31 protein-coding genes are annotated in these 25,290 nt (G+C 34.3%); 5 read left to right on the top strand and 26 right to left on the bottom strand.

The features are described 5' to 3' along the window. Window positions 1-7 precede the first annotated feature (7 nt). The 26 genes from infA to rpsL all read right to left on the bottom strand — a co-directional run bounded on the left by infA (window position 8) and on the right by rpsL (window position 14,030). The gene (infA, locus tag LXH21_RS15900; protein ID WP_026714631.1) at window positions 8-223 is read right to left on the bottom strand and encodes a translation initiation factor IF-1; all 216 of its coding nucleotides are present in this window, start codon (window positions 221-223) and stop codon (window positions 8-10) included. A 4-nt stretch (window positions 224-227) separates the two neighbouring features. Continuing rightward, entirely contained in the window at window positions 228-1,574 is a 1,347-nt protein-coding gene (gene secY, locus LXH21_RS15905; protein WP_239868199.1) for a preprotein translocase subunit SecY, read from the bottom strand. Between the two features lie 14 nt (window positions 1,575-1,588). Then, window positions 1,589-2,041 carry a 50S ribosomal protein L15 gene (rplO, locus tag LXH21_RS15910; protein ID WP_239868202.1) on the bottom strand — a complete coding sequence of 151 codons (453 nt, stop codon included), beginning with the start codon at window positions 2,039-2,041 and terminating at the stop codon, window positions 1,589-1,591. 11 nt (window positions 2,042-2,052) lie between these two features. Further along, the gene (rpmD, locus tag LXH21_RS15915) at window positions 2,053-2,235 is read right to left on the bottom strand and encodes a 50S ribosomal protein L30 (RefSeq protein ID WP_007803665.1); all 183 of its coding nucleotides are present in this window, start codon (window positions 2,233-2,235) and stop codon (window positions 2,053-2,055) included. Between the two features lie 12 nt (window positions 2,236-2,247). Further along, window positions 2,248-2,772: a 30S ribosomal protein S5 gene (gene rpsE, locus LXH21_RS15920; protein WP_239868205.1), complete on the bottom strand. Its 525-nt coding sequence runs from the start codon at window positions 2,770-2,772 to the stop codon at window positions 2,248-2,250. 6 nt (window positions 2,773-2,778) lie between these two features. After that, entirely contained in the window at window positions 2,779-3,129 is a 351-nt protein-coding gene (rplR, locus tag LXH21_RS15925; protein WP_239868208.1) for a 50S ribosomal protein L18, read from the bottom strand. An 11-nt stretch (window positions 3,130-3,140) separates the two neighbouring features. Beyond that, window positions 3,141-3,683: a 50S ribosomal protein L6 gene (gene rplF / locus LXH21_RS15930; RefSeq protein WP_239868210.1), complete on the bottom strand. Its 543-nt coding sequence runs from the start codon at window positions 3,681-3,683 to the stop codon at window positions 3,141-3,143. An 18-nt stretch (window positions 3,684-3,701) separates the two neighbouring features. Continuing rightward, window positions 3,702-4,100, bottom strand: coding sequence for a 30S ribosomal protein S8 (gene rpsH / locus LXH21_RS15935; RefSeq protein WP_239868212.1), 399 nt, complete (start codon window positions 4,098-4,100; stop codon window positions 3,702-3,704). Between the two features lie 71 nt (window positions 4,101-4,171). Further along, window positions 4,172-4,441, bottom strand: a complete 270-nt coding sequence (rpsN, locus tag LXH21_RS15940; RefSeq protein WP_026707007.1) for a 30S ribosomal protein S14 — start codon at window positions 4,439-4,441, stop codon at window positions 4,172-4,174. Between the two features lie 3 nt (window positions 4,442-4,444). After that, window positions 4,445-4,996, bottom strand: a complete 552-nt coding sequence (gene rplE, locus LXH21_RS15945; protein ID WP_239868214.1) for a 50S ribosomal protein L5 — start codon at window positions 4,994-4,996, stop codon at window positions 4,445-4,447. Between the two features lie 2 nt (window positions 4,997-4,998). Further along, window positions 4,999-5,313, bottom strand: coding sequence for a 50S ribosomal protein L24 (gene rplX, locus LXH21_RS15950; RefSeq protein ID WP_239868217.1), 315 nt, complete (start codon window positions 5,311-5,313; stop codon window positions 4,999-5,001). 11 nt (window positions 5,314-5,324) lie between these two features. Beyond that, complete coding sequence (gene rplN / locus LXH21_RS15955) at window positions 5,325-5,693, bottom strand: 50S ribosomal protein L14 (protein ID WP_239868219.1); 369 nt, start codon at window positions 5,691-5,693, stop codon at window positions 5,325-5,327. A 2-nt stretch (window positions 5,694-5,695) separates the two neighbouring features. After that, the gene (rpsQ, locus tag LXH21_RS15960) at window positions 5,696-5,956 is read right to left on the bottom strand and encodes a 30S ribosomal protein S17 (protein WP_239868221.1); all 261 of its coding nucleotides are present in this window, start codon (window positions 5,954-5,956) and stop codon (window positions 5,696-5,698) included. A 17-nt stretch (window positions 5,957-5,973) separates the two neighbouring features. Further along, the gene (gene rpmC, locus LXH21_RS15965; protein WP_108740332.1) at window positions 5,974-6,165 is read right to left on the bottom strand and encodes a 50S ribosomal protein L29; all 192 of its coding nucleotides are present in this window, start codon (window positions 6,163-6,165) and stop codon (window positions 5,974-5,976) included. 13 nt (window positions 6,166-6,178) lie between these two features. Further along, complete coding sequence (gene rplP / locus LXH21_RS15970; protein ID WP_016989325.1) at window positions 6,179-6,604, bottom strand: 50S ribosomal protein L16; 426 nt, start codon at window positions 6,602-6,604, stop codon at window positions 6,179-6,181. A gap of 18 nt (window positions 6,605-6,622) precedes the next feature. Beyond that, entirely contained in the window at window positions 6,623-7,372 is a 750-nt protein-coding gene (rpsC, locus tag LXH21_RS15975) for a 30S ribosomal protein S3 (protein WP_239868223.1), read from the bottom strand. Between the two features lie 5 nt (window positions 7,373-7,377). Then, window positions 7,378-7,788, bottom strand: coding sequence for a 50S ribosomal protein L22 (gene rplV, locus LXH21_RS15980; protein ID WP_108740330.1), 411 nt, complete (start codon window positions 7,786-7,788; stop codon window positions 7,378-7,380). A gap of 6 nt (window positions 7,789-7,794) precedes the next feature. Further along, entirely contained in the window at window positions 7,795-8,073 is a 279-nt protein-coding gene (gene rpsS / locus LXH21_RS15985) for a 30S ribosomal protein S19 (RefSeq protein ID WP_007136562.1), read from the bottom strand. Between the two features lie 6 nt (window positions 8,074-8,079). Then, entirely contained in the window at window positions 8,080-8,904 is an 825-nt protein-coding gene (gene rplB / locus LXH21_RS15990) for a 50S ribosomal protein L2 (protein ID WP_239868225.1), read from the bottom strand. 9 nt (window positions 8,905-8,913) lie between these two features. After that, window positions 8,914-9,204, bottom strand: coding sequence for a 50S ribosomal protein L23 (gene rplW / locus LXH21_RS15995; protein ID WP_239868227.1), 291 nt, complete (start codon window positions 9,202-9,204; stop codon window positions 8,914-8,916). A gap of 6 nt (window positions 9,205-9,210) precedes the next feature. Next, window positions 9,211-9,840 carry a 50S ribosomal protein L4 gene (gene rplD, locus LXH21_RS16000; RefSeq protein ID WP_239868229.1) on the bottom strand — a complete coding sequence of 210 codons (630 nt, stop codon included), beginning with the start codon at window positions 9,838-9,840 and terminating at the stop codon, window positions 9,211-9,213. After that, window positions 9,840-10,457: a 50S ribosomal protein L3 gene (rplC, locus tag LXH21_RS16005; RefSeq protein ID WP_239868231.1), complete on the bottom strand. Its 618-nt coding sequence runs from the start codon at window positions 10,455-10,457 to the stop codon at window positions 9,840-9,842. Before rplC ends, rplD begins: the two co-directional genes overlap by 1 nt. 156 nt (window positions 10,458-10,613) lie before the next feature. Further along, window positions 10,614-10,919 carry a 30S ribosomal protein S10 gene (gene rpsJ, locus LXH21_RS16010; protein ID WP_007803605.1) on the bottom strand — a complete coding sequence of 102 codons (306 nt, stop codon included), beginning with the start codon at window positions 10,917-10,919 and terminating at the stop codon, window positions 10,614-10,616. Window positions 10,920-10,929: 10 nt separating this feature from the next. Beyond that, window positions 10,930-13,086: an elongation factor G gene (gene fusA, locus LXH21_RS16015; protein WP_239868233.1), complete on the bottom strand. Its 2,157-nt coding sequence runs from the start codon at window positions 13,084-13,086 to the stop codon at window positions 10,930-10,932. 10 nt (window positions 13,087-13,096) lie between these two features. Beyond that, complete coding sequence (rpsG, locus tag LXH21_RS16020) at window positions 13,097-13,573, bottom strand: 30S ribosomal protein S7 (RefSeq protein WP_239868235.1); 477 nt, start codon at window positions 13,571-13,573, stop codon at window positions 13,097-13,099. Between the two features lie 73 nt (window positions 13,574-13,646). Continuing rightward, the gene (gene rpsL, locus LXH21_RS16025) at window positions 13,647-14,030 is read right to left on the bottom strand and encodes a 30S ribosomal protein S12 (RefSeq protein WP_007136570.1); all 384 of its coding nucleotides are present in this window, start codon (window positions 14,028-14,030) and stop codon (window positions 13,647-13,649) included. Between the two features lie 180 nt (window positions 14,031-14,210). On the opposite strand from rpsL, the gene LXH21_RS16030 reads away from it, so the two are divergent. The 5 genes from LXH21_RS16030 (at window position 14,211) to LXH21_RS16050 (ending at window position 25,288) form a co-directional block, all read left to right on the top strand. Next, window positions 14,211-15,911 (top strand): BamA/TamA family outer membrane protein, encoded by a 1,701-nt coding sequence (locus LXH21_RS16030; protein ID WP_239868237.1) that lies wholly within the window; start codon window positions 14,211-14,213, stop codon window positions 15,909-15,911. 149 nt (window positions 15,912-16,060) lie between these two features. Then, the gene (locus tag LXH21_RS16035; protein ID WP_239868239.1) at window positions 16,061-19,126 is read left to right on the top strand and encodes a SusC/RagA family TonB-linked outer membrane protein; all 3,066 of its coding nucleotides are present in this window, start codon (window positions 16,061-16,063) and stop codon (window positions 19,124-19,126) included. A gap of 16 nt (window positions 19,127-19,142) precedes the next feature. Continuing rightward, window positions 19,143-20,525: a SusD/RagB family nutrient-binding outer membrane lipoprotein gene (locus LXH21_RS16040; RefSeq protein ID WP_239868241.1), complete on the top strand. Its 1,383-nt coding sequence runs from the start codon at window positions 19,143-19,145 to the stop codon at window positions 20,523-20,525. 73 nt (window positions 20,526-20,598) lie between these two features. After that, on the top strand, window positions 20,599-21,333 hold the full coding sequence (rlmB, locus tag LXH21_RS16045) for a 23S rRNA (guanosine(2251)-2'-O)-methyltransferase RlmB (RefSeq protein WP_239868243.1): 735 nt from the start codon (window positions 20,599-20,601) through the stop codon (window positions 21,331-21,333). 862 nt (window positions 21,334-22,195) lie between these two features. Continuing rightward, on the top strand, window positions 22,196-25,288 hold the full coding sequence (locus tag LXH21_RS16050) for a SusC/RagA family TonB-linked outer membrane protein (RefSeq protein WP_239868245.1): 3,093 nt from the start codon (window positions 22,196-22,198) through the stop codon (window positions 25,286-25,288). The last annotated feature ends 2 nt before the right edge of the window (window positions 25,289-25,290 follow it).

Genomic DNA, 25,290 nt, shown 5'->3' on the forward strand with positions numbered 1-25,290 from the left:
AATATCTTTAATATCTATAAGTAATTCTTGCTTTAGACAAATCATAAGGGCTCATTTCTAGTTTCACTTTATCACCAGGTAATAATTTGATATAATGCATACGCATCTTTCCAGAAATATGAGCAATTACAACATGTCCATTCTCTAACTCTACACGGAACATTGCATTTGATAATGCTTCAATGATTGATCCGTCTTGTTCTATTGCTGATTGTTTTGCCATATAATTAAGCTACTGCTTTTCTATTTTTACCAGTCTTCATTAATCCATCATAATGTTTGTTTAATAAATAAGAATTGATTTGCTGAATTGTATCAATTGCAACACCAACCATAATTATTAATGAGGTACCCCCAAAAAACATTGCCCAAGATTGCTGAACATCCATAACACTTACAACAATGGCTGGAAATACAGCTATTAATGCAAGGAATAAAGATCCTGGAAAAGTAATTAAAGACATTATTTTATCTAAAAAATCTGAAGTTTCAGCCCCGGGTCTAACACCAGGAATAAAACCGCCACTTCTCTTTAAATCGTCAGACATTTTGTTAGTAGGTACCGTAATGGCAGTGTAAAAGAATGTAAATACAACAATTAATGTTGCAAAAACAAAATTATACCAAAAACCAAACATATTACTAAATGCACCAACGATAGACTGGGAAGTATCAGATTTAGACAAACCAGCAACAGCTGCAGGAACAAACATGATTGCTTGAGCAAAGATAATTGGCATAACACCAGAAGCATTAAGCTTCAATGGTATCCATTGTCTATTACCACCCAACATATCTTGTTCAAAATCTCCTGAAGCAGTACGACGAGCATACTGAACTGGTATTTTTCGTATTGCCATAGTCAATAAAACACAAGCAATAATTACCAACAACCAAATGATTATTTCGATAACCAATAACATTGGTCCACCGTTGTTATTAGTAACTCTCGTTGTAAATTCTTGAATAAATGCCTGAGGAAACCTTGCTAGAATACCTACCATTATTAAAAGAGATATACCATTTCCAATTCCTTTATCAGTTATTTTTTCTCCTAACCACATGGCAAAAATAGTACCAGTAACTAAAATAACAACTGAAGAAAATAAGAATTCAAAAGAATCAAACCCTAATAAAAATGCACTACTTGGTAAAGTTCTGTAAAGATTGTAAATATACGTTGGACCTTGTACTAACGTAATTACGATAGTTAACCAACGTGTTATTTGATTAATCTTTTTTCTACCACTTTCACCATCACTTTGTAATTTTTGCAAATAAGGAATAGCTATTCCCATAAGCTGAACAACAATAGACGCTGAAATGTAAGGCATAATTCCTAAAGCAAAAACTGATGCTTGTGAAAATGCACCTCCAGTAAACATGTCAAGAATTGAACCAATCCCTTCTTTAGTTTGACCCGCTAAATTAGCTAATTGAGTCGCATCGATTCCAGGAAGTGTTACTTGAGCTCCAAAACGATAAACTAAAAGCAGACCTAATGTTATTAAGATCCTATTTTTCAGTTCTTCGATTTTCCAAACATTACTAATTGATTCAATAAATTTCTTCATACTTAATTGAAAAATTATATTGTTACAGCTTCTCCACCAGCAGCTTCAATAGCAGCTTTTGCAGTAGCAGTAAATTTGTGAGCAGTTACTTTTAATTTTGCTTTTAATTCTCCTCTTCCTAAAATCTTAACGATTTCATTCTTAGTTGCTAAACGGTTAGCTACATACGTTGTCATATCGACAGCATCTGTAATTACTCCATTATCAACTAATAATTGAAGAGTATCCAAATTGACACCCTCGTAATCTTTACGATTGATGTTTGTGAAACCAAACTTAGGCACACGTCTTTGAAGTGGCATTTGCCCACCTTCAAAACCAATCTTTTTAGAATAACCAGAACGAGATTTTGCTCCCTTGTGACCTCTTGCAGAAGTACCACCCTTACCAGAACCTTCTCCTCTACCTAATCTTTTATTTTGATTGTGCGTTGACCCTTCAGCTGGTTGTAAGTTACTTAAATTCATAACAGTATTTGTTATTTAGTTTCTTCAACAGAAACTAAGTGTTTAACTTTGTTTATCATCCCAAGGATTGCAGGGTTTGAATCATGTTCTACAACCTGACCCATTTTACGTAGACCTAAAGCTTCTAATCCTCTTTTTTGAGAAAGTGGACAGTTGATTTTACTTCTAACTTGTTTTACTAATAATTTAGCCATAATTTCCTTGAATTAACCTTTAAAAACTTTTTCTAAAGAAATACCTCTTTGTTTTGCAACAGAGTATGCACTTCTCATTTGTAATAAAGCATCAAAAGTTGCTTTAACTACGTTATGAGGATTTGATGATCCTTGAGATTTAGATAATACATCATGAATCCCTACTGACTCAAGAACTGAACGAACAGCTCCACCAGCAATAACTCCTGTACCATGAGAGGCAGGAATTAAGAATACACGTGCACCACCAAATTTACCTTTTTGTTCGTGAGGTACTGATTTACCATTTAAAGGAATTTTTACTAAATTTTTCTTAGCATCTTCTACCGCTTTCGCGATTGCTTCAGAAACATCTTTAGACTTTCCTAATCCATGTCCAACAACACCATTTTCATCACCTACGACTACAATTGCAGAAAAACCAAATGCTCTACCACCTTTTGTAACTTTAGTAACACGATTTACACTTACCAAACGATCTTTTAATTCAAGACCACCTGGTTTTACTAATTCTATACTTTTGTACTTACTAGACATACTTTATTAGAATTTAAGCCCAGCCGCTCTCGCGCCTTCTGCTAATGATTTAATACGACCGTGATACAAATAACCTCCTCTATCGAACGTTACAACTTCTATCCCAGCTTTTAACGCTTTCTCCGCTACTAGTTTTCCAACTGCAGTAGCAACATCTACGTTCGTACCTTTTTCTATTTCTTTTTCTCTTGATGAAGCAGCTAATAAAGTAACTCCATTTACGTCATCAATAAGTTGCGCGTAAATTTCTTTATTACTTCTAAAAACAGATAGTCTTGGATTTGTAGCAGTACCACTAATCGTCTTTCTAATTCTGAATCTAATTCTCTGTCTTCTTTCAGGTTTTGTTAATGACATAATCTTATTTTTTAAGCTGATTTACCTGCTTTTCTTCTTAATACTTCACCTACAAATTTAACACCTTTTCCTTTGTACGGCTCAGGCTTACGGAAAGCTCTAATTTTTGCCGCTACTTGACCTAAAAGTTGTTTATCAAATGATGTTAACTTCACAATTGGGTTTTTACCTTTTTCAGAGATAGTTTCTAAAGATACTTCAGAAGCTATTTCTAAAACTATATTGTGAGAAAATCCTAGAGCTAAATCTAGTCTTTGTCCTTGATTCGAAGCTCTGTAACCAACTCCTACTAATTCTAAAGATTTTGTAAAACCATCAGTTACACCTATAATCATGTTATTGATTAAAGATCTGTATAAACCGTGTTTTGCTCTTTGGTCTTTATGATCAGACGATCTTTCAACTTGAACTTGATCGCCTTCAACTTTTACAGTCACGTCCGAAAACTCCTGTGTTAGTTGACCGTTTTTTCCTTTAACTGTAATAATACCGTCTTTAACTTCAACAGTTACTCCGGCAGGGATTGCAATTGGACTTTTACCTATTCTTGACATCTTCTTATCGTCTTTTAATTAGTATACGTAACAAATTACTTCTCCACCAACGTTAAGTTGTTTTGCTTTCTTTCCTGTCATCAAACCTTTCGATGTAGAAACAATAGCAATTCCTAATCCGTTAAGGATTCTTGGAATAGATGCTGAACTTGAATATTTACGTAAACCTGGTTTACTAATTCTTTGGATATCTTTGATTACAGGCTCTTTAGTATCTTTATCGTACTTCAAAGCAATTTTGATTGAACCCTGTACAGAGTTGTCTTCAAATTTGTAACTTAAGATATAACCTTGATCAAATAAGATCTTAGTAATCTCTTTTTTTAGATTAGATGCAGGGATCTCAACAACTTTGTGCTTAGCAGCAACAGCGTTTCTAACCCTTGTTAAATAATCTGCAATAGGATCTGTATACATATGTATAAATTTGCGGTCACGGTTTTCTTCAGACTATCTGTCGAACCTTTAACCAATTAAAATTCAATTTTTTACCAGCTAGCTTTTTTAACACCTGGTATCAATCCATTATTAGCCATTTCACGAAATGTAACACGTGAAATACCGAATTGACGCATATACCCTCTTGGTCTACCCGTTAATTTACATCTATTATGCAAACGAACTGGTGAAGCATTTTTCGGTAACTTTTGCAAACCTACGAAATCTCCAGCTTCTAACAAAGCTTTTCTTTTCTCAGCATACTTTGCTACCGTTTTTTCTCTCTTAACCTCGCGGGCTTTCATTGATTCTTTAGCCATATCTTAATTCTTTTTAAAAGGTAAACCTAATTCAGTCAATAATGACTTTGCTTCCTTATCAGTTTTAGCAGTTGTAACAAATGTAATATCCATACCAGATATTTTGTTTACTTTATCAATATCAATTTCTGGGAAAATGATTTGCTCTAAAACTCCAAGGTTGTAATTTCCTCTTCCGTCGAAACCAGTAGCTTTGATACCACTGAAATCTCTAACACGTGGTAAAGATGAAGTAATAAGTCTATCTAAAAACTCATACATTCTTTCTCCACGTAAAGTAACTTTTGCTCCAATTGGCATTCCTTTTCTTAATTTAAAAGATGCAACATCTTTCTTAGAAATAGTAGAAATAGCTTTTTGTCCAGTTATCTTTGTCAACTCATCAACTGCATAGTCGATTAGTTTTTTGTCAGAAACTGCTGCTCCAACACCACGGCTTAAAACGATTTTGTCCAATTTAGGAACCTGCATTACGTTTACATATCCGTACTCTTCTGTAAGAGCAGAGATAACTCTACTCTTATATTCTTCTTTTAGTCTAGGTATATATGCCATTACTATAGTACTTGATTAGATTTTTTTGAAAATCTTACTTTCTTATCTCCTTCAACTCTAACTCCTGTTCTAGTTGCTTCCTTTGTTTTAGGATCAATTAGAGAGATATTAGATATTTGAATAGAAGCTTCTTTTTTTACAATTCCACCTTGAGGGTTTTTAGCACTTGGTTTAGTATGTTTACTAACCATGTTTACACCTTCTACAATAGCTTTGTTTTTCTCACGGTCGACACGTAATACTTTACCTTCTTCACCTTTATGGTCACCAGCAATTACTCTTACGATGTCACCTGTTTTTATTTTTAGCTTTATCATCTTAAAACGAATTAAAGCACTTCTGGTGCTAATGATACAATTTTCATGAATTGTTTTTCACGAAGTTCTCTTGCTACCGGTCCAAAAACACGAGTTCCTCTCATTTCCCCTGCAGCGTTCAAAAGAACACATGCATTATCATCGAAACGGATATAAGAACCATCGGCTCTTCTCACTTCTTTTCTGGTACGTACTACAACTGCAGTTGAAACAGCTCCTTTTTTAACGTTCCCGTTTGGAGTTGCATCTTTTATAGAAACTACAATCTTATCACCAACAGAAGCATACCTTCTTTTGGTACCTCCTAAAACACGGATAGTTAAAACTTCTTTAGCTCCTGTGTTATCTGCTACTTTTAGTCTTGATTCTTGTTGTACCATAATTATTTAGCTCTTTCTAGGATTTCAACTAATCTCCAACATTTAGTTTTACTTAAAGGACGCGTTTCGCTAATTCTTACAGTATCTCCAATGTTACAGTTGTTCGTTTCGTCGTGTGCATGATACTTTTTAGTTTTCAATACAAACTTACCGTATAACGGGTGTTTTACTTTAGTAACTTGTGCAACAACAATAGATTTATCCATTTTGTTAGACGTTACAACACCTATTCTTTCTTTTCTTAAATTTCTTTTTTCTTCCATCTTTCAGCAGATTACAATTATTGCAATTCTCTTTTAGTTAACTCAGTGGCTAATCTTGCAACTGTTCTTCTTAAACTTCTAATTTGAAGCGGATTCTCAATTGGAGAGATAGCATGAGCCATTTTTAGGTCAGCATATGTTTTCTTAGCCTGGCTAAGGTTTTCTTGCAACTGTGCTGCAGAAAGATCTTTTATTTCTGATTGTTTCATAATATAATATAGATTATGCTTCGAAATCTCTAGCAACAACGAATTTAGTTTTTACTGGAAGCTTTTGAGCTGCAAGACGTAACGCCTCTTTAGCAACTGACAAAGGAACTCCTCCAACTTCAAACATAATTCTTCCGGGTTTAACAACGGCAGCCCAATACTCAACTGCACCTTTACCTTTACCCATACGTACCTCAAGAGGCTTCTTAGTAATTGGTTTGTCTGGAAATATTTTGATCCATAATTGCCCCTCTCTTTTCATGAAACGAGTTGCAGCGATACGTGCAGCTTCAATTTGACGAGAAGTTAGGAACATACCATCTTCATGTACAGATTTAATACCAAACATTCCATTAGAAAGTTCATGCCCTCTTCCAGAGTTCCCTTTCATTTTACCTTTTTGTACCTTACGGTATTTTGTTCTTTTAGGCTGTAACATTTTTCTTTAATTTAAAAATTACTTTCTTTTACGAGCGTCTGGTTTTCCACCTTTATTAAAGTTAGATTTTCCACGAGGAGAATCTCCACCTTTTCCGCCAGCTTGTTTTTTGTCCATTCCAGCAAGTGGAGAAAGATCTCTCTTTCCGTAAACTTCACCTTTCATGATCCACACTTTGATACCCATTCTACCATAAGTAGTATGCGCTTCAGCTAATGCATAATCAATATCGGCTCTGAAAGTTGATAAAGGAACTCTTCCTTCTTTGAAACCTTCTGAACGAGCCATCTCAGCACCATTCAAACGACCAGAAATCAAAACTTTGATACCTTCTGCGTTCATACGCATAGAAGCAGCAATAGCCATTTTGATTGCACGTCTGTAAGAGATACGGCTTTCGATTTGACGACAGATGCTTGTAGCAACTAGATACGCGTCAAGCTCAGGTCTTTTGATTTCAAAGATGTTGATTTGAACCTCTTTGTCAGTAATTTTCTTAAGTTCTTCTTTTAACTTGTCTACCTCTTGCCCACCTTTACCAATAATGATACCAGGTCTTGCAGTTGTGATAGTAACGGTTACAAGTTTTAAAGTTCTCTCGATGATTACTTTTGATACACTAGCTTTTGATAAACGAGCATGGATATACTTTCTGATTTTGTGATCCTCAGCGATTTTATCACCGTAATCATTTCCACCATACCAGTTAGAGTCCCATCCTCTGATGATACCAAGTCTATTTCCAATTGGATTTGTCTTTTGTCCCATCTTTATTAAATTGCTTGTGTGTTATTAATAGATCCTAACACGATTGTTACGTGGTTTGAACGTTTTCTAATTCTGTGTGCGCGACCTTGTGGAGCTGGACGAAGTCTTTTCAACATCATACCACCATCTACTCTAATCTCCTTAACAAATAAACCAGCTTCTTCAATACTAGCATCAGCATTTTTTTGCTCCCAATTGTTGATTGCAGATAAAACTAACTTTTCTAATTTTCTTGAAGCTTCTTTAGAACTAAATCTTAAGATGTTAAGTGCTCTTTCTACCTTCTGACCTCTTACCAAGTCCGCTACTAAGCGCATTTTTCTAGGTGAAGTAGGGCAGTTATTCAATTTTGCGAAAGCAATAGACTTATTAGCCTCTTTTCTCGCATCTGCTGTTTCTCTTTTACGAACTCCCATTGCTTCTTATTTTTTACCTTTATTTTTTGCTCCAGCATGACCTCTAAAAGATCTAGTTGGTGAAAATTCTCCTAATTTGTGACCTACCATGTTTTCAGTTACGTAAACTGGTACAAATTGACGACCGTTATGAACTGCGATAGTTTGTCCAACGAAGTCAGGAGTAATCATAGAAGCTCTAGACCAAGTCTTTACTACTCCTTTATTTCCACCTGCGATGTTTTCTTGAACTTTCTTGTCTAACTTATAATGAACGAAAGGTCCTTTTTTTAATGAACGTGCCATATCTTATTATTTCTTTCTACGTTCTACGATATACTTGTTACTCGGGTTTTTCTTAGAACGTGTTCTATAACCTTTTGCTGGTATTCCATTTCTTGAACGTGGATGTCCACCAGAAGAACGTCCTTCTCCACCACCCATTGGGTGATCAACCGGGTTCATTGCAACAGGTCTTGTTCTAGGTCTTCTACCTAACCATCTTGATCTACCTGCTTTTCCAGATACAACTAATTGGTGGTCAGAATTAGATACTGCTCCAATTGTAGCTGCACAAGTTAACAAGATCAATCTCGTTTCACCTGACGGCATTTTAATTGTTGCAAATTTCCCATCTCTTGCCATTAATTGAGCAAATGTTCCAGCTGAACGAGCAATAACTGCTCCTTGACCTGGTCTCAACTCGATACAAGAGATCACAGTTCCCAAAGGGATTCTGCTTAAAGGTAATGTATTACCAATTTCTGGTTGAGAATCTGGACCAGAAACTAATTTCTGACCAACTTTCAATCCATTCTGAGCAATAACATAAGTTTTCTCACCATCAGCATAAGCTAATAAAGCGATAAACGCAGTACGATTTGGATCGTATTCAATAGACTTCACTGTAGCTGGAATTCCTTCTTTTGTACGTTTGAAATCAATAATACGATATCTCTGCTTGTGACCACCACCCGTATAACGCATGGTCATCTTTCCTTGACTATTTCTACCTCCAGAGTTTTTTATCGGCGCTATCAAAGAGCGTTCCGGCTTATCAGTTGTAATAGCGTCATAACCATTCACAACTCTAAATCGCTGACCTGGGGTAATAGGTTTTAATTTTCTTACTGACATTTTTCTATCTTAGATATTGTTGTAAAAATCAATTGTTTCTCCTTTTTGTACTTGTACAATTGCTTTTTTGATTGCATTTGTCTTTCCACTTATCAAACCACTTTTAGTGTACTTAGTAGTTCTATCTGGTCTTACATTCATTGTATTAACACTCAAAATAGTTACACCATAAGCAGCTTCAATAGCTTTCTTAATCTCAACTTTATTTGCTTTTTTGTTAACAACGAATCCAAAACGGTTTAAAACTTCACTTTCTTTGGTTACTTTTTCCGTTACGATAGGTTTAATTATGATACTCATATCCTATTATTTACTTAAATTTTCTTCAATTACTTCCAAAGAACTCTCCAAAAGCACTAAATTATTAGCATTCAAAATAGCATAAGTACTTAATTCTAAGCTACTTACTACACTTGAACCCTTCAAATTGCGTGAGGACAAATATACATTTTTATTCGTCTCACCCAACACAAATAGTGATTTTTTATTATCTAACTCTAAAGCTTTCAAAACGTTAATGAAATTTTTAGTGCTTGGTGCTTCAAATTTAAAGTCCTCAAGAACGATAATATTTGACTCTTTTGCTTTGATTGAGAAAGCAGATTTTCTAGCCAAACGTTTCAAGTTTTTATTCAATTTGAATGAATAACTTCTTGGTCTTGGTCCAAAAACTCTACCACCACCTTTAAACAATGGATTCTTAATACTTCCCGCACGAGCAGTACCTGTTCCTTTTTGTTTTTTAATCTTACGTGTACTTCCAGTTACTTCAGCTCTTTCTTTAGCCTTATGAGTTCCTTGTCTTTGATTAGCAAGATATTGCTTAACATCAAGATACACTGCATGATTGTTTGGTTCAATTGCGAATACTGAATCAGAAAGTTGTACTTTTCTTCCAGTATCTTTTCCGTTGAAATCTAATACTTTTACTTCCATTACTTCTCGATGATTACATAAGAGTTATTATGTCCAGGAACACATCCTTTAATAACAAGTAGGTTCTTTTCAGCAACTACTTTTAAAACTCTAAGGTTTTGAACTTTTACATTATCGCTTCCCATTCTTCCAGCCATACGCATTCCTTTGAATACTCTAGATGGATAAGAAGACGCTCCTACAGAACCAGGCGCTCTTAAACGGTTGTGTTGACCGTGAGTTGCTTGACCAACACCACCAAAACCGTGACGTTTTACAACCCCTTGAAAACCTTTACCTTTAGACACACCTTGTACATCTACAAATTCTCCTTCAACAAATATAGAAACATCAATAAGATCTCCTAATTTTTGTTCTGTTGCGAAATCCTTGAATTCAACGACTTTTTTCTTAGCTACAGTTCCCGCTTTTTTAAAGTGACCCAAAGCCGCTTTTGTGGAATGTTTCTCGTTTTTGTCATCGAAACCAAGTTGCAACGCTTCATACCCGTCAACACCTTTGGTTCTGACTTGGGTAACAACGCACGGTCCAGCCTCAATTACAGTACAAGGAATATTTTTCCCGTTCTCATCAAAAAGACTAGTCATGCCGATTTTTCTACCAATTAACCCAGACATAATTATTAATTATTAATTATTAAATATAAAAATAGAACACATCATTTAAGTGAACCCTTATTTTTAAAGTGGTGCAAAAGTATAACTTATTTACACACAATCCAAAAAAAGTTTTCACTTAAACAAAGTGCCCTTAAATTCCTTTAGTTTTAAAACCTAAACTTTGATTTCTACTTCTACTCCACTTGGCAATTCTAATTTCATCAAAGCATCAATTGTTTTAGATGAAGAAGAATAAATATCAATCAATCTCTTGTATGACATTACCTCGAATTGCTCTCTTGCTTTTTTATTAACGTGTGGAGAACGTAGTACAGTGAAAAGTTTTTTGTGAGTTGGTAACGGAATTGGACCTGTAACAACTGCTCCTGTAGTTTTAACTGTTTTTACAATCTTTTCAGCAGACTTGTCTACCAACATGTGATCGTAAGATTTTAGTTTTATTCTGATTTTTTGACTCATTTTCTTAAAATTAAGCGTTTCCTTTTGCTTTTTTGATTACTGCTTCTGAAATATTAGAAGGAGTTTCCGCGTAATGTGAAAATTCCATTGTAGATGTTGCTCTACCAGATGATAATGTTCTTAATGTTGTAACATATCCAAACATTTCTGACAATGGCACATCTGCCTTAATAGTTTTAGCACCATTTCTATCACCCATATCATTAACCTGACCTCTACGACGGTTGATATCACCTACGATATCTCCCATGTTTTCTTCTGGTGTAATAACTTCCATTTTCATGATTGGCTCAAGAATTACAGCTCCAGCAGCCTTAGCTACTTCTTTATAACCCATTCTAGCAGCTAACTCAAAAGATAGCGCATCTGAATCGACTGGGTGGAAAGATCCATCAGTCAAAGTTACTTTTAAACTATCCACTTGATATCCAGCCAAAGGACCAGACTTCATAGCTTCACGGAAACCTTTTTCAACAGATGGGATATATTCTTTAGGAACGTTACCACCTTTTACGGCATTCACAAATTGTAATCCAACAGGTGCTTTACCATCAACTTCATCAGCTGGCTCTAGTTTAAATACGATATCACCGAATTTACCACGACCTCCTGATTGTTTTTTGTAAGTTTCTCTGTGTACTGCAGATTTTGTAAAAGCTTCTTTGTATTCAACTTGAGGCTCACCTTGGTTTACTTCAACTTTAAATTCACGTTTCATTCTATCAACCAAGATATCCAAGTGAAGCTCACCCATACCAGAGATAATAGTTTGACCTGAAGCCTCATCTGTTCTAACAGTAAACGTTGGATCTTCTTCAGCTAATTTAGCCAAAGCCATACCCATTTTATCTACGTCAGCCTTAGTTTTAGGCTCAATAGCGATACCAATTACTGGCGCTGGAAATTTCATAGACTCAAGAATGATTGGGTGTTTTTCATCACACAATGTATCTCCAGTTTTAATATCTTTAAATCCAACAGCCGCTCCAATATCACCAGCTTCGATATAATCGATTGGGTTTTGCTTGTTAGCATGCATTTGGTAGATACGAGAAATTCTTTCTTTATTTCCTGAACGCGTGTTCAAAACATAAGAACCTGCATCTAAACGTCCTGAATAAGCACGGAAGAAAGCCAAACGACCTACGAATGGGTCAGTAGCAATTTTAAATGCTAAAGCAGCGAATGGCTCTTTAACATCTGGCTTACGCAAGATTTTAGTTTGATCTTCTTCTAAAAGCTCAGCATCATCAGGATGAATCCCTTCGATACCTTCTTTATCCATTGGAGATGGCAAATATTTACATACTGCATCTAACATGAACTGAACTCCTTTATTTTTGAATGATGAACCAGCAATCATAGGAATGATAGCCATATCCATTACAGCTGCTCTTAATGCAATGTTGATTTCTTCCTCTGTGATAGAGTTTTCATCTTCCATGAATTTTTCAAGCAAATTCTCATCATAATCAGCTACTGCTTCAATAAGAATCGATCTGTATTCTTTTACTTCGTCAACCATATCAGCAGGAATATCTACAACTTCATAAGTCGCTCCCATTCCAGCATCATCCCAAACAATAGCTTGGTTTCTTACCAAATCTACAACACCTCTGAAATCATTTTCTTCACCAATTGGCAAAGTGATCGCAACTGCATTAGATTTTAGCATATCTCTAACTTGTTGACATACCATCAAAAAGTTAGAACCTTGTCTGTCCATTTTATTAACAAAACCAATACGTGGAACTCTGTATTGATCAGCAAGTCTCCAGTTAGTTTCAGATTGAGGCTCAACACCATCAACAGCACTAAATAAGAAAACTAAACCATCAAGTACACGCAAAGAACGGTTTACTTCAACTGTAAAGTCAACGTGTCCTGGAGTATCAATAATATTAAAATGATAAGGTAATGTCTCAGGTAAAATTTTACCTTGAGTAGTTGGAAAATTCCATTCACAAGTTGTAGCTGCAGACGTAATTGTAATACCTCTTTCTTGCTCTTGTGCCATCCAGTCCATTGTTGCAGCACCATCATGTACTTCACCAATTTTGTGTGATTTTCCTGTATAGAATAAAATACGCTCTGTTGTTGTTGTTTTACCAGCATCAATGTGAGCAGCAATTCCTATGTTTCTTGTATATTTAAGTTCTCTAGCCATTTCTTAAGAATTAAAATCTAAAGTGAGAGAAAGCTTTATTAGCTTCTGCCATTTTGTGAGTATCCATTCTTTTCTTAACAGCAGCTCCTTCTTCTTTAGCCGCAGCTAAACATTCATTCGCTAACCTTTGAGCCATTGACTTTTCGTTTCTTCTTCTTGAATAAAGAATCAACCATTTCATCGCCATAGAAATTTTTCTATCTGGACGAATTTGCATTGGAATTTGGAATGTAGCTCCACCAACTCTACGACTACGTACTTCTACGTGAGGCATAACATTAGTTAAAGCATCTTTCCATATTTCTAATGATGGTTTTTCTGCATCCTGCTTTTTAGCTTCAATGATGTCAATTGCATCATAAAAAACTTTAAAAGCTGTTGATTTCTTACCATCCCACATTAGGTTGTTCACAAAACGTGTTACCAATTGATCACTAAACCTTGGATCTGGTAAAAGTGGTCTCTTCTTTGCCGCTCTTTTTCTCATGTCTTTTTTTTAATAAAATTTCACAATCATACAGTCGCGATGAATCGCGTCTCTACAAGAATTTCCTTTTAAATTACTTTTTTGCTTCTTTTGGGCGTTTAGCACCGTACTTAGATCTTCTTTGCGTTCTTCCTGCTACTCCTGACGTATCAAGGGCACCACGAACGATGTGATATCTAACACCTGGTAAATCTTTTACCCTTCCACCTCTAACTAATACTATCGAGTGCTCTTGTAGATTGTGTCCTTCTCCAGGGATGTAGGCATTCACTTCATTACCATTTGTCAAACGTACACGCGCTACTTTACGCATTGCAGAGTTTGGTTTTTTTGGTGTAGTAGTGTAAACACGCGTACAAACCCCTCTTCTTTGAGGACAAGAATCTAAAGCAACCGATTTACTCTTCTTAGTTATCTGAGTTCTTCCTGTTCTTACTAATTGTTGAATTGTTGGCATAATTAATACTAAAATTTTATTATGTAATTTTAATTCCCGCTTTTTACGGGGTTGCAAATGTATGAAATAATTTTTACTCCACAAACGTTAATTCATTAATTTTCAATAAGATTATTGACGCATTTGTTTTTATTATCATCAACACCATTTTTTGCACTACTTTTATAAAAAAAATTATTTTTGAAACTATTCATATATTTATACCTGCTAATTATACCATTATTGAGCTTAAATGCTCAAAACTTTTATTTACAACTAACAGGAAGTAATGCAAAAGAAAATATAGTCATAGACTCCTTAGACTACATCAGCATTCACAAGAACATTAAATCCATCACCGACGAAATAGAAAAGACTAATACTAAGTTAAACTCAATAGGCTATATCGAAAGTGTTAAATCAAGTATTAGAATAGTAAATGATTCCACTTACAGTTGTCGATTCGCATTAGGCAAACAAATTAAATATATACATATATATATAGGTACACTTTTGAATTTTGACACCTCTATAATTAAATCTCAAAAAGACAGCATCACCATACCCTATACACATTTAAATGATTTTTTAAATACCATTTTACAAAAGACCGAACAGAAGGGATATGCATTGGCGAAATTTAATTTAATTGACATTCAAAAAAAGAAAGACTATTTAGCAGCTAAACTAAATTTTGACATTGGGGGATCAAGGAAAGTTAATGAAATAACAGCAAAATTTATTGACGATAGAAAAAACAAAATTCTACCAACTGGTCATCTCAAACAATTAAACTCCAAATACAAAAATCAGACATTCAATAAAAATACAATTGATCAAATTTACGTAGATGTACAAAAATACAGATTCGTCAATCAAATTAAATATCCTGAAATTTTATTTCTTCAAGACACAACTAAAATATACATCTATTTAGAAAAAAGAAAATCGAATAATTTTGATGGGTATATTGGATTCAACACAGATAACAACAGTAAACTAATATTTAACGGCTATTTAGACTTAACACTAGAAAATACAATAAAAGCTGGTGAGCAATTTTCACTATTTTGGAAAAGTAATGGAAACGACCAAAAAATATTTACCACCAATCTGGAAATCCCCTATATTTTTAATTCAAATATTGGTCTTAAAGGTGAGATCAACATTCTCAAACAAGACAGCACCTTTCAAAACACAAAGACAGCAATTTCGCTCGGATACCTTATTAATTACAACAGTCGTATACATACAGGTTTACAATTCACTGAATCTAGCGATATTCAAAATAGTAACTCCGCAACAATTCAGGATTATAAAAACTCCTATTTCACTTTCAGCTACGATTATATTAATAACGACTACGAGCGCAAATTATTTCCTACCAAAAGTTCACTCCTATTTCAAACAGGATTTGGAAAGCGAAAAAATCTTGATTTAAATAATGAAATACAATCCAATGACCAATTATATGCCGAAGTCAAGGCAAGCTATACTTTCGAATTAAATAAAAAAAATTACTTGTACTTCAATAGCCAAACTTATTTTTTAAAAAGCACTACTTATTTAACGAATGAATTACATCGCTTTGGAGGAACAGCAACTATAAGAGGATTTGCAGAAAATAGTTTTCAAGCAAAATTTGCAAGCACATTATTAACGGAATATCGTTATGTACTTTCATCTGATCTTTATTTACATTCTATAATTGACTATGCATTATTTGAAGATCCATCACAAATAGAATCAGAACTAGAATATTTAACTGGAATAGGATTCGGATTTGGATTAGTTACTAAAACCGGCTTACTACACTTAACATTTGCAAATGGAATACAAAAAAATCAGAAAACAGACCTATCTAATTCTGTAATTAGCCTGAATTATAATATTAACTTTTAATTGCCTAAAAAAAACATTATTTGCAACAATAAGCTAAATTGTTGTTAAAACCGTAAAATTGATATGCACGCATAATAATTTGGCTTTTTATACTTGGAAAGTTAACATATTATTAAGATGTTTGTGAAACTAATTCAAAATATATTAAAATGAAACTAAAATTCAGTAGAATCTTAGTACTTATCTTAGTACTAACAACGCAATTTATTATTGCGCAAGAAAGAGTTGTTTCAGGAACTGTCTCTGATGATGCAGGAATGCCCCTACCTGGTGTAAGCATTCTCATCAAAGGAACACAGACTGGTGCACAAACAAATTTTGATGGAAAATATTCCATTAAAGCAACACCACAACAAGTTTTAGTTTTCAGTTTTATCGGAATGAAAAAACAAGAAAAAACTGCAACAAGCAACACTGTTAATGTAAAGTTAATGAGCGACGCAATGGAACTTGATAATATTGTAATTACTGCACTTGGTATCAAGAGAGACCAAAAAACATTGGGATATGCAGTTTCAAAAGTTACTAGTGAAGAAATTACTAGATCTGGAGAATCAAATGTTATCCAAGCATTAGCAGGAAAAGCTGCTGGTGTTCAGGTAATTGGTTCTGGTGGAACTCCTGGATCTTCTAGTAAAATTATTATTAGAGGTGTTAATACAATCACAAGATCGTCAGATCCTTTAATTGTAATCGATGGTGTGCCAATTGACAATTCAACAACTCAAACTACCGCAGGAGATAATCCATACAATGCAAACTTATCTGGTATTGGAAACTCAAACAGAGCATTAGACATCAATCCTGATGATATCGAAAGTGTTTCGATATTAAAAGGACCTGCAGCTGCAGCATTGTACGGAGAAAGAGCTGGAAATGGTGTAATTCTTTACACAACTAAAAGAGGTACAAACAATAAAGGTCTAGGGATTGACATTTCAACATCTCTTCAGCTAGACAATGTAAGTCAATTGCCAGCAACACAAAACCTATATGTACAAGGAAATGATCCTACAGCGACAGCAATTAACTCAGGTGCTCCTCAAAGTTGGGGTCCATTGGCATCATCAATAAATGCTCCAATGTACGACAACATTGATAACTTTTTCCAAACTGGAGTTACCTACACTAACAACTTATCTGTTTACGGTGGTGACAAAAAAGCAAGCTTTAGAGCTTCATTTGGAAATGTTACTCAAGAGGGAATGATTCCTGAAACAGAATTAAAAAGAAATACACTTCGATTGGTTGGAGATTTAAATCTAAGTGACAAATGGAAAACTGGAGGAAGTATACAATATACCCGTACTACTAGTGTGTTAGCTCAAAATGGAAGTAATGTTTCTGGAGTAATGCTAAGTTTAATGAGAGCACCAGGTAGTTATGACTTACGTAATTATAAAGATGCTGAGGGAAATAATGCTAATTATTATGCATTTTATGACAATCCTTATTTCACCGTAAATGAAAATCCGGCAACAAGTGATGTAAATCGCGTATTAGGTAATATGTTCTTGACATATACACCTGCAAGTTGGTTATCATTAACAACTAAAGCAGGTTTTGACTCTTACTCTGATTACAGAAAACAAATATTTGCTATCTCTTCAAGAGGAGATGATTTAGGTGGAATTGGTGAAGTTGCATTTAACACTATCAATAATAAAGAATTTTATGCTGACTTTATTGCAGCTGGAGAGTTGCCTTTGAAATCAGAATGGTTGAAAGTAAACTATACAGCAGGACTTAACTTACGTTCAAAACATAATGAAGATGTTTACTCAAGAGGTAAAGACTTGTCTGTGAGATACGTATACAACTTATCTAATGCTACTGAACTTTATGCTTCAAATTATGAAGAAAACATCATGTCTAGAGCCCTTTTTGGCCAATTAGAATTTGATATTGATAATCAATTATTCCTTACAGGATCTGTAAGAAAAGAATGGTCATCTACTTATGGTACACTTACAAATAACGCAATTTTCCCTGCAGTTTCTGCATCATGGGTATTCTCAAATGCATTTGAATTACCAAGCTGGACAAATTTTGCTAAATTAACATATGCTTATGGAGAAGTAGGTATTGCACCATCTACATATGCAACGATTAGTACTTATACACAACCATTTATTACTGATGGTTACACAGCTGGTCTTAGTTTTCCTTACGATGGGGTAAACGGTATGACAGTTTCAGGTTTATTAGGTAATCAAGAATTAAAGCCAGAGAGAGTACTAGGACACGAAGTAGGATTAAGTGCAAAAATGCTGGACAATAGACTTTCTTTTGATTTGAATTTATACTCTAAAACGACTAAAGATCTTTTAATTACGTTACCATTACCAACTTCATCTGGATATAGTTCAATTTACAAGAATGCAGCTGAGCTAACAAATAAAGGTATAGAGTTAGAATTAGGTTATGACATCTTTAAAAGAAGCAATCCATTTCAATGGAACATTAATGCTAACTGGACAAAGAATGTTAATGAAGTTACTAGCATTGCAGGAGGATTATCAGAAATATCTATAGAATCTGCTTTTGGATCAATCGGTTATTACGCAGTAGTAGGCCAACCATTAGGAAGTTTCTACGGAACACAATGGGAACGTGACGCAAATGGAAATAAAATTATCGGTGACAATGGACTAGCAATAGTTGCAGACGAGACTGGTAACTTAGGTAACTCAGCTCCGAAATGGGTTGGAGGATTAAGAAATACTTTCTCTTATAAAAAATTCACATTATCAGCGTTACTAGATGTAAGACATGGTGGAGAGGTTTACAATGGTACAGTTGCTAGATTAAATAACTTTGGTATATCTGCAGCTTCAGCTGATAGAGAACGCACTTACGTAATTGAAGGTGTGAAAGCAGATGGAACACCTAATACAACTCCAATTAGCGCTCAAAATTACTTCTCTAAATATTTAGGAGATGGTGGTGGAGCTGCTGAACAATTTGTAACAAGTGTAGAATGGGTTAGATTGCGTGATGCAAGTTTAAGCTACGATTTTAACGTATCAAAATTGAAATCAATCAATTCAGCACAATTAACTGTCACTGGTAGGAATTTATGGTTGAATACAAATTATGAAGGAGTTGACCCTGAAACTAGTTTAACAGGAGCAGGATCAAGAATTAATGGTCTTGATTACTTTAACAACCCAGGAAGTAAATCATTCATAATGACTATCAAAATTGGATTTTAATTTAAAAGAGACAAAAATGAAAAAATATATAAATAAAATAATTCTATCAGCCTTAAGTATTGCTACTTTCAGCAGCTGTCAGAACGAATTGGACACCTTTAACGATAATCCTAATGATCCAATTATCACCACTCCTTCCTTGTTATTAGCATCTATGGAAGTAACAACATTTGGTACGCATACAAGTGGTGTAGTTAGACTAGGAAACATATTTGACCAACATTTAACAGGTACAGATATAGGCCAATTAGGACCATACACTAGATATGTTGTAACAGAAGGCGACATTCTTAATGAATGGAATACTATATACGGAACTACATTAATAAGTGGTCACATTCTTAATCGCGATTTTGCAGATGACTATCCATATTACAATGGAATTGGACAAGTTTTATCAGCCATCAGTTTAGGATATGCAACTGATATGTGGGGAGATGTACCTTATGATGAAGCTTTCTTAGGTGATCAAGGAAATATTACTCCAAAATATAATACGCAACAAGAAATCTATGCAAGATTGCAAACGATTTTGGATGCTGCAATTGTAAACCTGAAAAAACCAGAATCAAGCAATGTAGCTGTACCAGAAATAGATGATTTCATTTTCAATGGTGATACAGAGAAATGGATTAAAATTGCTTACGTTTTAAAAGCAAGATACGCATTGCGCTTAACAGAAAGAGATACCAATGCTGCACAAAATGCATTGGACTATATCACTCTATCTGGTATGACGTCTAACGATGATGATGCTAATACTTATTTCCCTGGTACTGCTAACGGATTGAATCAATGGTATGCATTTGAAGTTTCTCGTACTAATTACTTAAAAATGGGTGCTCTTTATGTTGATAACTTAGCAACTGCTAATGATCCAAGACTACCATTTGTTGCTGCTAAAAATAAAGCTGGTGGATATAGCGGAAATGCTACTACTGACTTAACTACTACCACCTCTTCTTATATTGGATCAGCTTACGCATCTGCTACATCAGCAGTTGGAATCGTTACTTATGCTGAAGCTAAATTTATAGAAGCTGAAGCTCAATTTAGATTAGCAAACACTACTGCAGCAAAAACTGCTTTAGAAAATGGTGTTAAAGCTTCTGTTCTTAAAATTACTGGAACAGATGCTACAGCAGCTTTCGTTGCAGCATCGACTGCGACAGTTAATCTATCAAATATCATTCAACAGAAATACAATGCGTTATTCTTAACATTGGAACCTTATAATGATTATAGAAGAACTGGATTCCCTGCATTAGTAGCAAATCCTAACGGAAATATCACTACGATTCCTGTAAGAGTACCAACACCTTCTGATGAAAGAAACTACAATCCAAACGCGACAGTAGTTACTAATTTGACAACTAAGGTTTGGTGGGATAATAATTAATATCCTATCGTAAATTATAACATAATTTTAAAACCATCAGCTTTCGCTGATGGTTTTTTTATATCTTTGCCTCATGGAAAAAGAACATCAAATATTTGGGATTAGAGCGATCATTGAAGCCATTCAGGCTGGTGCAACTGTTGATAAAGTATATATTCAAAAAGAAGCTTCAGGCGAACTGATGAAGGATTTAATGAAAGTAATGAAACGAGGAAACATTAACTTTTCTTATGTTCCCGTCGAAAAGCTAAACAGACTTACTCCCAATAATCATCAAGGTGCTGTCGCTAGTATCTCTCCTATTTCCTTTTTTGATTTGGAAACTCTGATTGAAACTGTTGTGGAAAACGGAAAAGCACCATTGTTTTTAATTTTGGACCAGATATCAGATGCCCGTAACTTTGGCGCTATTATCCGTACTGCGGAGTGCACAGGAGTGAATGGAATCATCGTTCAAAAATCGGGTTCAGCTCCCGTAAATGGAGATACTGTAAAAACATCTGCAGGTGCCGTATTTAACATTCCAATATGTAAAGTAGAACACATTAAAGATGCAATTTTCTTATTACAAGCAAGCGGTATTAAAACAGTAGCAGCAACAGAGAAAACAGATAAGAATATATATGATATTTCGCTTAAAGAAGGTGTTGCAATTATAATGGGATCTGAAGACCGTGGAGTTAACCCTTCAGTACTTAAAATTGTAGACGAAAAAGCCAAACTTCCCATGTTTGGTACTATAGGCTCATTAAATGTATCGGTGGCGTGTGGAGCATTTTTATACGAAGCTGTGAGACAAAGAAATTAATTAAAAGTATATTAAATACGATTATTTTATTTTGGTATTTTTAGAACCGAATTGAAGCAAATGCTTTGATTCGGTTTTTTTATTTACAACAGTGAGCTATTAATACTCATTGATATTAACAATTCAGCTCTAGCACATATTCACTTCGAACTATGTAACAAACCATTCAACATCTACCAACCTAAACAGTAGTGAATTTCAAAAATTTTATTAAGCGGTGAAAATATTTTTACTAGAAAAAGATGGAATTTTACTGTTTACTTAATTTAGTAAAAGCTTCTCACCTATCCTTTTGTAAATATTAATTACCATCAATCTCCCAAAGTTCAAACTTGCCACAGAACAAACTTTTTTACTTAATAAAATGGTAAAATTGAGAGTCTAATTTAATGATTAAGACTCAATCATTCGAAAACATTCAACATTTATCTACTTCGCCTTAAATCGAAACAAATAAATCGTTAGAGAATGCTAAATTGTATTAATTACTCTTCCTAATAACTATGATCATAAGTAAGCTATTTGCTTATTTATGTGTTAATTATGTTAAGTTATTAAACATTTCTGACGTTTTATTTAAATTATAAATTTTTTCTTCATCTGTTTATTACTCCAATTCTTACTTAATTAAATTTATTTATCATTTAAAAATAAATTTCACTTTCTAACTTTTACTAATTTCATAAATAAAATCACGTTTAATAATTAAAAAGATAAAATTAAACCGCGATTAATATATTAACATCAAGTTAACAAACAAACTGAAAAAAATACGCACTAAAGCTCAAAATATTAGGTAAAATTCAATTCCATTAACATTTTATTAATATTTTTGAAACACTAACATAAAGCAAAATTTAAAATGAAGCTAAAATTACATGGACTCTTAGTACTAGCAGTAGTACTTATGACGCAAATCACATTTGCTCAAGAAAGAATTGTTTCAGGTGTTGTTTCAGACAACACAGGCTTACCCTTCCCTGGGGTAAGTATTCTCGTGAAAGGGACAAAGTCGGGTACTCAATCTGACATGGAAGGAAAGTATGCAATTATAGCATCTGCCAACCAAACATTAATTTTTAGCTACATTGGCACAAAAACCCAAGAGGTGACTGCTGGATCAACTAAGATGAACATCAAAATGGAAAATTCAGCTGAAGAGCTAGAAGAAGTTGTTTTGATAGGTTACGCAGTTCAAAAGAAAAAAGAGGTAACAGGATCAATTTCCTCTATTAAAGGAAAGGATTTAAATAATCTCGTTACTCCAAGTCTTGAATCTCAATTAGCAGGTAGAGCTGCAGGAGTACAAGTTATTGCTAATTCTGGAATACTAGGTGCTGCACCAATATTTAGAATTAGAGGTATTGCCTCAATAACTGGAGGGACTTATCCTTTAGTAATTGTAGACGGTATGCCAATTCTTACTGGTGATACCGGTGGTGTTGCACAAACAAATGGACTAGGTGACATCAATCCTAACGACATCGAGTCTTATGAAATTTTGAAAGATGGTGCTGCTACTGCTATCTACGGTTCTAGAGCTGCCAATGGTGTTATTTTAATCACCACTAAAAGTGGTAAAAAAGGCACTATTAAAACTAGTTTCAGTAATTCATTTGGTTTCTCTAATGCCGTAAAAACATACGATTTATTACAAACACCCGATTTTTTGACAATATCAAAAGAAAAATCAGGTGCAACAACTTGGGCAGTTGGAGATACATTTAATACAGACTGGCAAAAAGCAACCTTAAAAAAGAATGCATCTCAAGTAAACAATAATTTATCTGTAAGTGGTGGTACTGATAAGGGAAAATTTTACTTTTCATTAGGAAGCACTGATCTAGAAGGACTAGCTAAAGCAAACGATATGACACGTTACACATTACGCGTAAATATTGATGCTAACGTGACAAAGTGGTTAACTATCGGTACTAACATCGGATTAACAAAAACGGAATACGATGGATTGAATACTGGAGGAACAAATGGTAACGCTCTATCGGGAAGCATATATGCAGCTACTAAAATGTTGCCTAACATCCCAATCTATAATGCCGCGAATTCTACAGGATATAACATAGATTTAGTTAATAACAGAGTGGGACAATGGGACAATTTAACTGGGATTGCAAACAGTTTACCAAATATTGTTTACATCATGGATAAAAACAAGTATTCTTCAAAAATTACAAGAATATTAGCAAGTACATTTGCGTCTGCCAAAATTACGACTGATTTAAACTTTAAAATCCAAGGAAGTGTTGACAGCTCTACCAATAAAGGTTTTCAATACCTTAACCCTTTAAATGGAGATGGTTTTGCACAAAAAGGTACTTTGTACAATGATAGTAGTGAATATTTCCGCTACAACTGGCAAAATATTTTAAATTATAACAAAACGCTTGCAGAAAAACACAGCATTGGAATAACAGCTGTCTCTGAATATCAAAAACAGAAATATGAAAACTTTTGGGGACAAGGAACCACAATTCTTTCTGATTTTTATAACCAAGGTTTAGTTACCAACTCATATACTACAAAAGATTCAGGAGGTAATATGAACGAAGAGGGCATTATGTCATATGTAGGACGTGCTAGTTATAACTATGATAGCAGATACTTTATTCAGGCATCTCTTCGTAGAGACGGAATCTCAAAATTAGGTGAAGAAACAAGATGGAATAACTTTCTAGGATATTCAGCAGGATGGACAATCTCCAATGAAAAATTTATGGAGCCTTTACGTTCTGTAATATCTGATTTAAAAGTTAGAGCTTCATACTCAGAGGTTGGTAATACTGAAACTACCAGCAAATATCCGTATTTAGGTTTAACTACTAGTTCACCTTATGGCTCCTTAAATGGTATTGGATATTCTCAGTTTCAAAATAACCAATTGCAATGGGAAAGAAGTAAGAAAACAGATTACGGTGTTGAATTAGGATTATTTAACGACAAAGTAAAATTTACTTTTGATTACTTTTTAAACGATGTAGACCAGTTAATTCTTGAAACTCCACAAGCTCCTTCACTTGGTATACCAGGAAATACCATTTATAAAAATATAGGTTCTCTATATAATAAAGGTCTCGAATTTACTGCAAGTTACAAATACACAAAAGAGAATTTCACTTGGGATGTATCAGCAAACCTTACACTAATAAAAAATAAAGTTACAGGTCTGTTTGATGGTCAAGACATTACGTACGATTATAATATTATTCGAGAAGGAGAGCCTTTGAGAGCACTTTATGGTTACAGATATTACGGCGTGAATGCAATGACCGGAAACCCTATTTACTATAAAGCTGATAACAGTTTAGTAGAAGGAAATGCTAACACAGGTAAATATTATGTTTATGACCCTTCAAACCCAGCCGTAACAGGTACAGAGAGTTCGTTAAGCTCCACCACAGATAGATCTGTAGTCGGAAATCCTTTACCAACATTCTATGGCGGATTTAACAATACTTTTACTTACAAAGGAGTTGATTTAGGTTTCTTGATAAGATTTAGTGGTGGGAACAAGATTTTTAATGCTACTCGTAGAGATTTATTAACACAAGACTTCTCAAATAATGGTACAGAGATTTTAGGAAGATGGCAGAGTGTTGATAATCCTGGTGACGGGTGGACACCGCGTATTGTTGGAAATACTAGCGCCTTCACAAATTTATCAAGTAGTTTAAATACTCGATTTTTAGAAGATGGGGATTTTATCACTTTGGATAATATAACACTAGGTTACACAATACCTAGAAAGTTTACATCAAAAATTAAAATTGATACTTTCCGTATTTATGCATTGGCTCAAGGTTTGGTTATGATCACAAACTATTCTGGAATCAACCCAGAAATGCAAAATACTCAAGTTGCTAATTACTCAGGTGTAGATTACATAGGGACACCACGTACCAAAACCATTTCCTTTGGTATTAACGTTAACTTTTAATA

The sequence above is a fragment of the Flavobacterium algicola genome (assembly GCF_022399565.1).
Lineage (GTDB): Bacteria > Bacteroidota > Bacteroidia > Flavobacteriales > Flavobacteriaceae > Flavobacterium > Flavobacterium algicola.

Excerpts from the sequence above, each read along its gene's own strand:
- infA (WP_026714631.1), bottom strand. The coding sequence starts at position 223 with ATGGCAAAACAATCAGCAATAGAACAAGACGGATCAATCATTGAAGCA.
- secY (WP_239868199.1), bottom strand. The coding sequence starts at position 1,574 with ATGAAGAAATTTATTGAATCAATTAGTAATGTTTGGAAAATCGAAGAA.
- rplO (WP_239868202.1), bottom strand. The coding sequence starts at position 2,041 with ATGAATTTAAGTAACTTACAACCAGCTGAAGGGTCAACGCACAATCAA.
- rpmD (WP_007803665.1), bottom strand. The coding sequence starts at position 2,235 with ATGGCTAAATTATTAGTAAAACAAGTTAGAAGTAAAATCAACTGTCCA.
- rpsE (WP_239868205.1), bottom strand. The coding sequence starts at position 2,772 with ATGTCTAGTAAGTACAAAAGTATAGAATTAGTAAAACCAGGTGGTCTT.
- rplR (WP_239868208.1), bottom strand. The coding sequence starts at position 3,129 with ATGTCATTAACAAAACCTGAAAGAAGACAGAGAATTAGATTCAGAATT.
- rplF (WP_239868210.1), bottom strand. The coding sequence starts at position 3,683 with ATGTCAAGAATAGGTAAAAGTCCAATTGCAATCCCTGCCGGAGTAACT.
- rpsH (WP_239868212.1), bottom strand. The coding sequence starts at position 4,100 with ATGTATACAGATCCTATTGCAGATTATTTAACAAGGGTTAGAAACGCT.
- rpsN (WP_026707007.1), bottom strand. The coding sequence starts at position 4,441 with ATGGCTAAAGAATCAATGAAAGCCCGCGAGGTTAAGAGAGAAAAAACG.
- rplE (WP_239868214.1), bottom strand. The coding sequence starts at position 4,996 with ATGGCATATATACCTAGACTAAAAGAAGAATATAAGAGTAGAGTTATC.
- rplX (WP_239868217.1), bottom strand. The coding sequence starts at position 5,313 with ATGATAAAGCTAAAAATAAAAACAGGTGACATCGTAAGAGTAATTGCT.
- rplN (WP_239868219.1), bottom strand. The coding sequence starts at position 5,693 with ATGGTACAACAAGAATCAAGACTAAAAGTAGCAGATAACACAGGAGCT.
- rpsQ (WP_239868221.1), bottom strand. The coding sequence starts at position 5,956 with ATGGAAGAAAAAAGAAATTTAAGAAAAGAAAGAATAGGTGTTGTAACG.
- rpmC (WP_108740332.1), bottom strand. The coding sequence starts at position 6,165 with ATGAAACAATCAGAAATAAAAGATCTTTCTGCAGCACAGTTGCAAGAA.
- rplP (WP_016989325.1), bottom strand. The coding sequence starts at position 6,604 with ATGTTACAGCCTAAAAGAACAAAATACCGTAAGGTACAAAAAGGTAAA.
- rpsC (WP_239868223.1), bottom strand. The coding sequence starts at position 7,372 with ATGGGACAAAAGACAAATCCAATTGGAAATAGACTTGGTATCATCAGA.
- rplV (WP_108740330.1), bottom strand. The coding sequence starts at position 7,788 with ATGGGAGTTCGTAAAAGAGAAACAGCAGATGCGAGAAAAGAGGCTAAT.
- rpsS (WP_007136562.1), bottom strand. The coding sequence starts at position 8,073 with ATGGCACGTTCATTAAAAAAAGGACCTTTCGTTCATTATAAGTTAGAC.
- rplB (WP_239868225.1), bottom strand. The coding sequence starts at position 8,904 with ATGTCAGTAAGAAAATTAAAACCTATTACCCCAGGTCAGCGATTTAGA.
- rplW (WP_239868227.1), bottom strand. The coding sequence starts at position 9,204 with ATGAGTATCATAATTAAACCTATCGTAACGGAAAAAGTAACCAAAGAA.
- rplD (WP_239868229.1), bottom strand. The coding sequence starts at position 9,840 with ATGGAAGTAAAAGTATTAGATTTCAACGGAAAAGATACTGGAAGAAAA.
- rplC (WP_239868231.1), bottom strand. The coding sequence starts at position 10,457 with ATGTCTGGGTTAATTGGTAGAAAAATCGGCATGACTAGTCTTTTTGAT.
- rpsJ (WP_007803605.1), bottom strand. The coding sequence starts at position 10,919 with ATGAGTCAAAAAATCAGAATAAAACTAAAATCTTACGATCACATGTTG.
- fusA (WP_239868233.1), bottom strand. The coding sequence starts at position 13,086 with ATGGCTAGAGAACTTAAATATACAAGAAACATAGGAATTGCTGCTCAC.
- rpsG (WP_239868235.1), bottom strand. The coding sequence starts at position 13,573 with ATGAGAAAAAGAGCGGCAAAGAAGAGACCACTTTTACCAGATCCAAGG.
- rpsL (WP_007136570.1), bottom strand. The coding sequence starts at position 14,030 with ATGCCAACAATTCAACAATTAGTAAGAACAGGAAGAACTCAGATAACT.
- LXH21_RS16035 (WP_239868239.1), top strand. The coding sequence starts at position 16,061 with ATGAAACTAAAATTCAGTAGAATCTTAGTACTTATCTTAGTACTAACA.
- LXH21_RS16040 (WP_239868241.1), top strand. The coding sequence starts at position 19,143 with ATGAAAAAATATATAAATAAAATAATTCTATCAGCCTTAAGTATTGCT.
- rlmB (WP_239868243.1), top strand. The coding sequence starts at position 20,599 with ATGGAAAAAGAACATCAAATATTTGGGATTAGAGCGATCATTGAAGCC.
- LXH21_RS16050 (WP_239868245.1), top strand. The coding sequence starts at position 22,196 with ATGAAGCTAAAATTACATGGACTCTTAGTACTAGCAGTAGTACTTATG.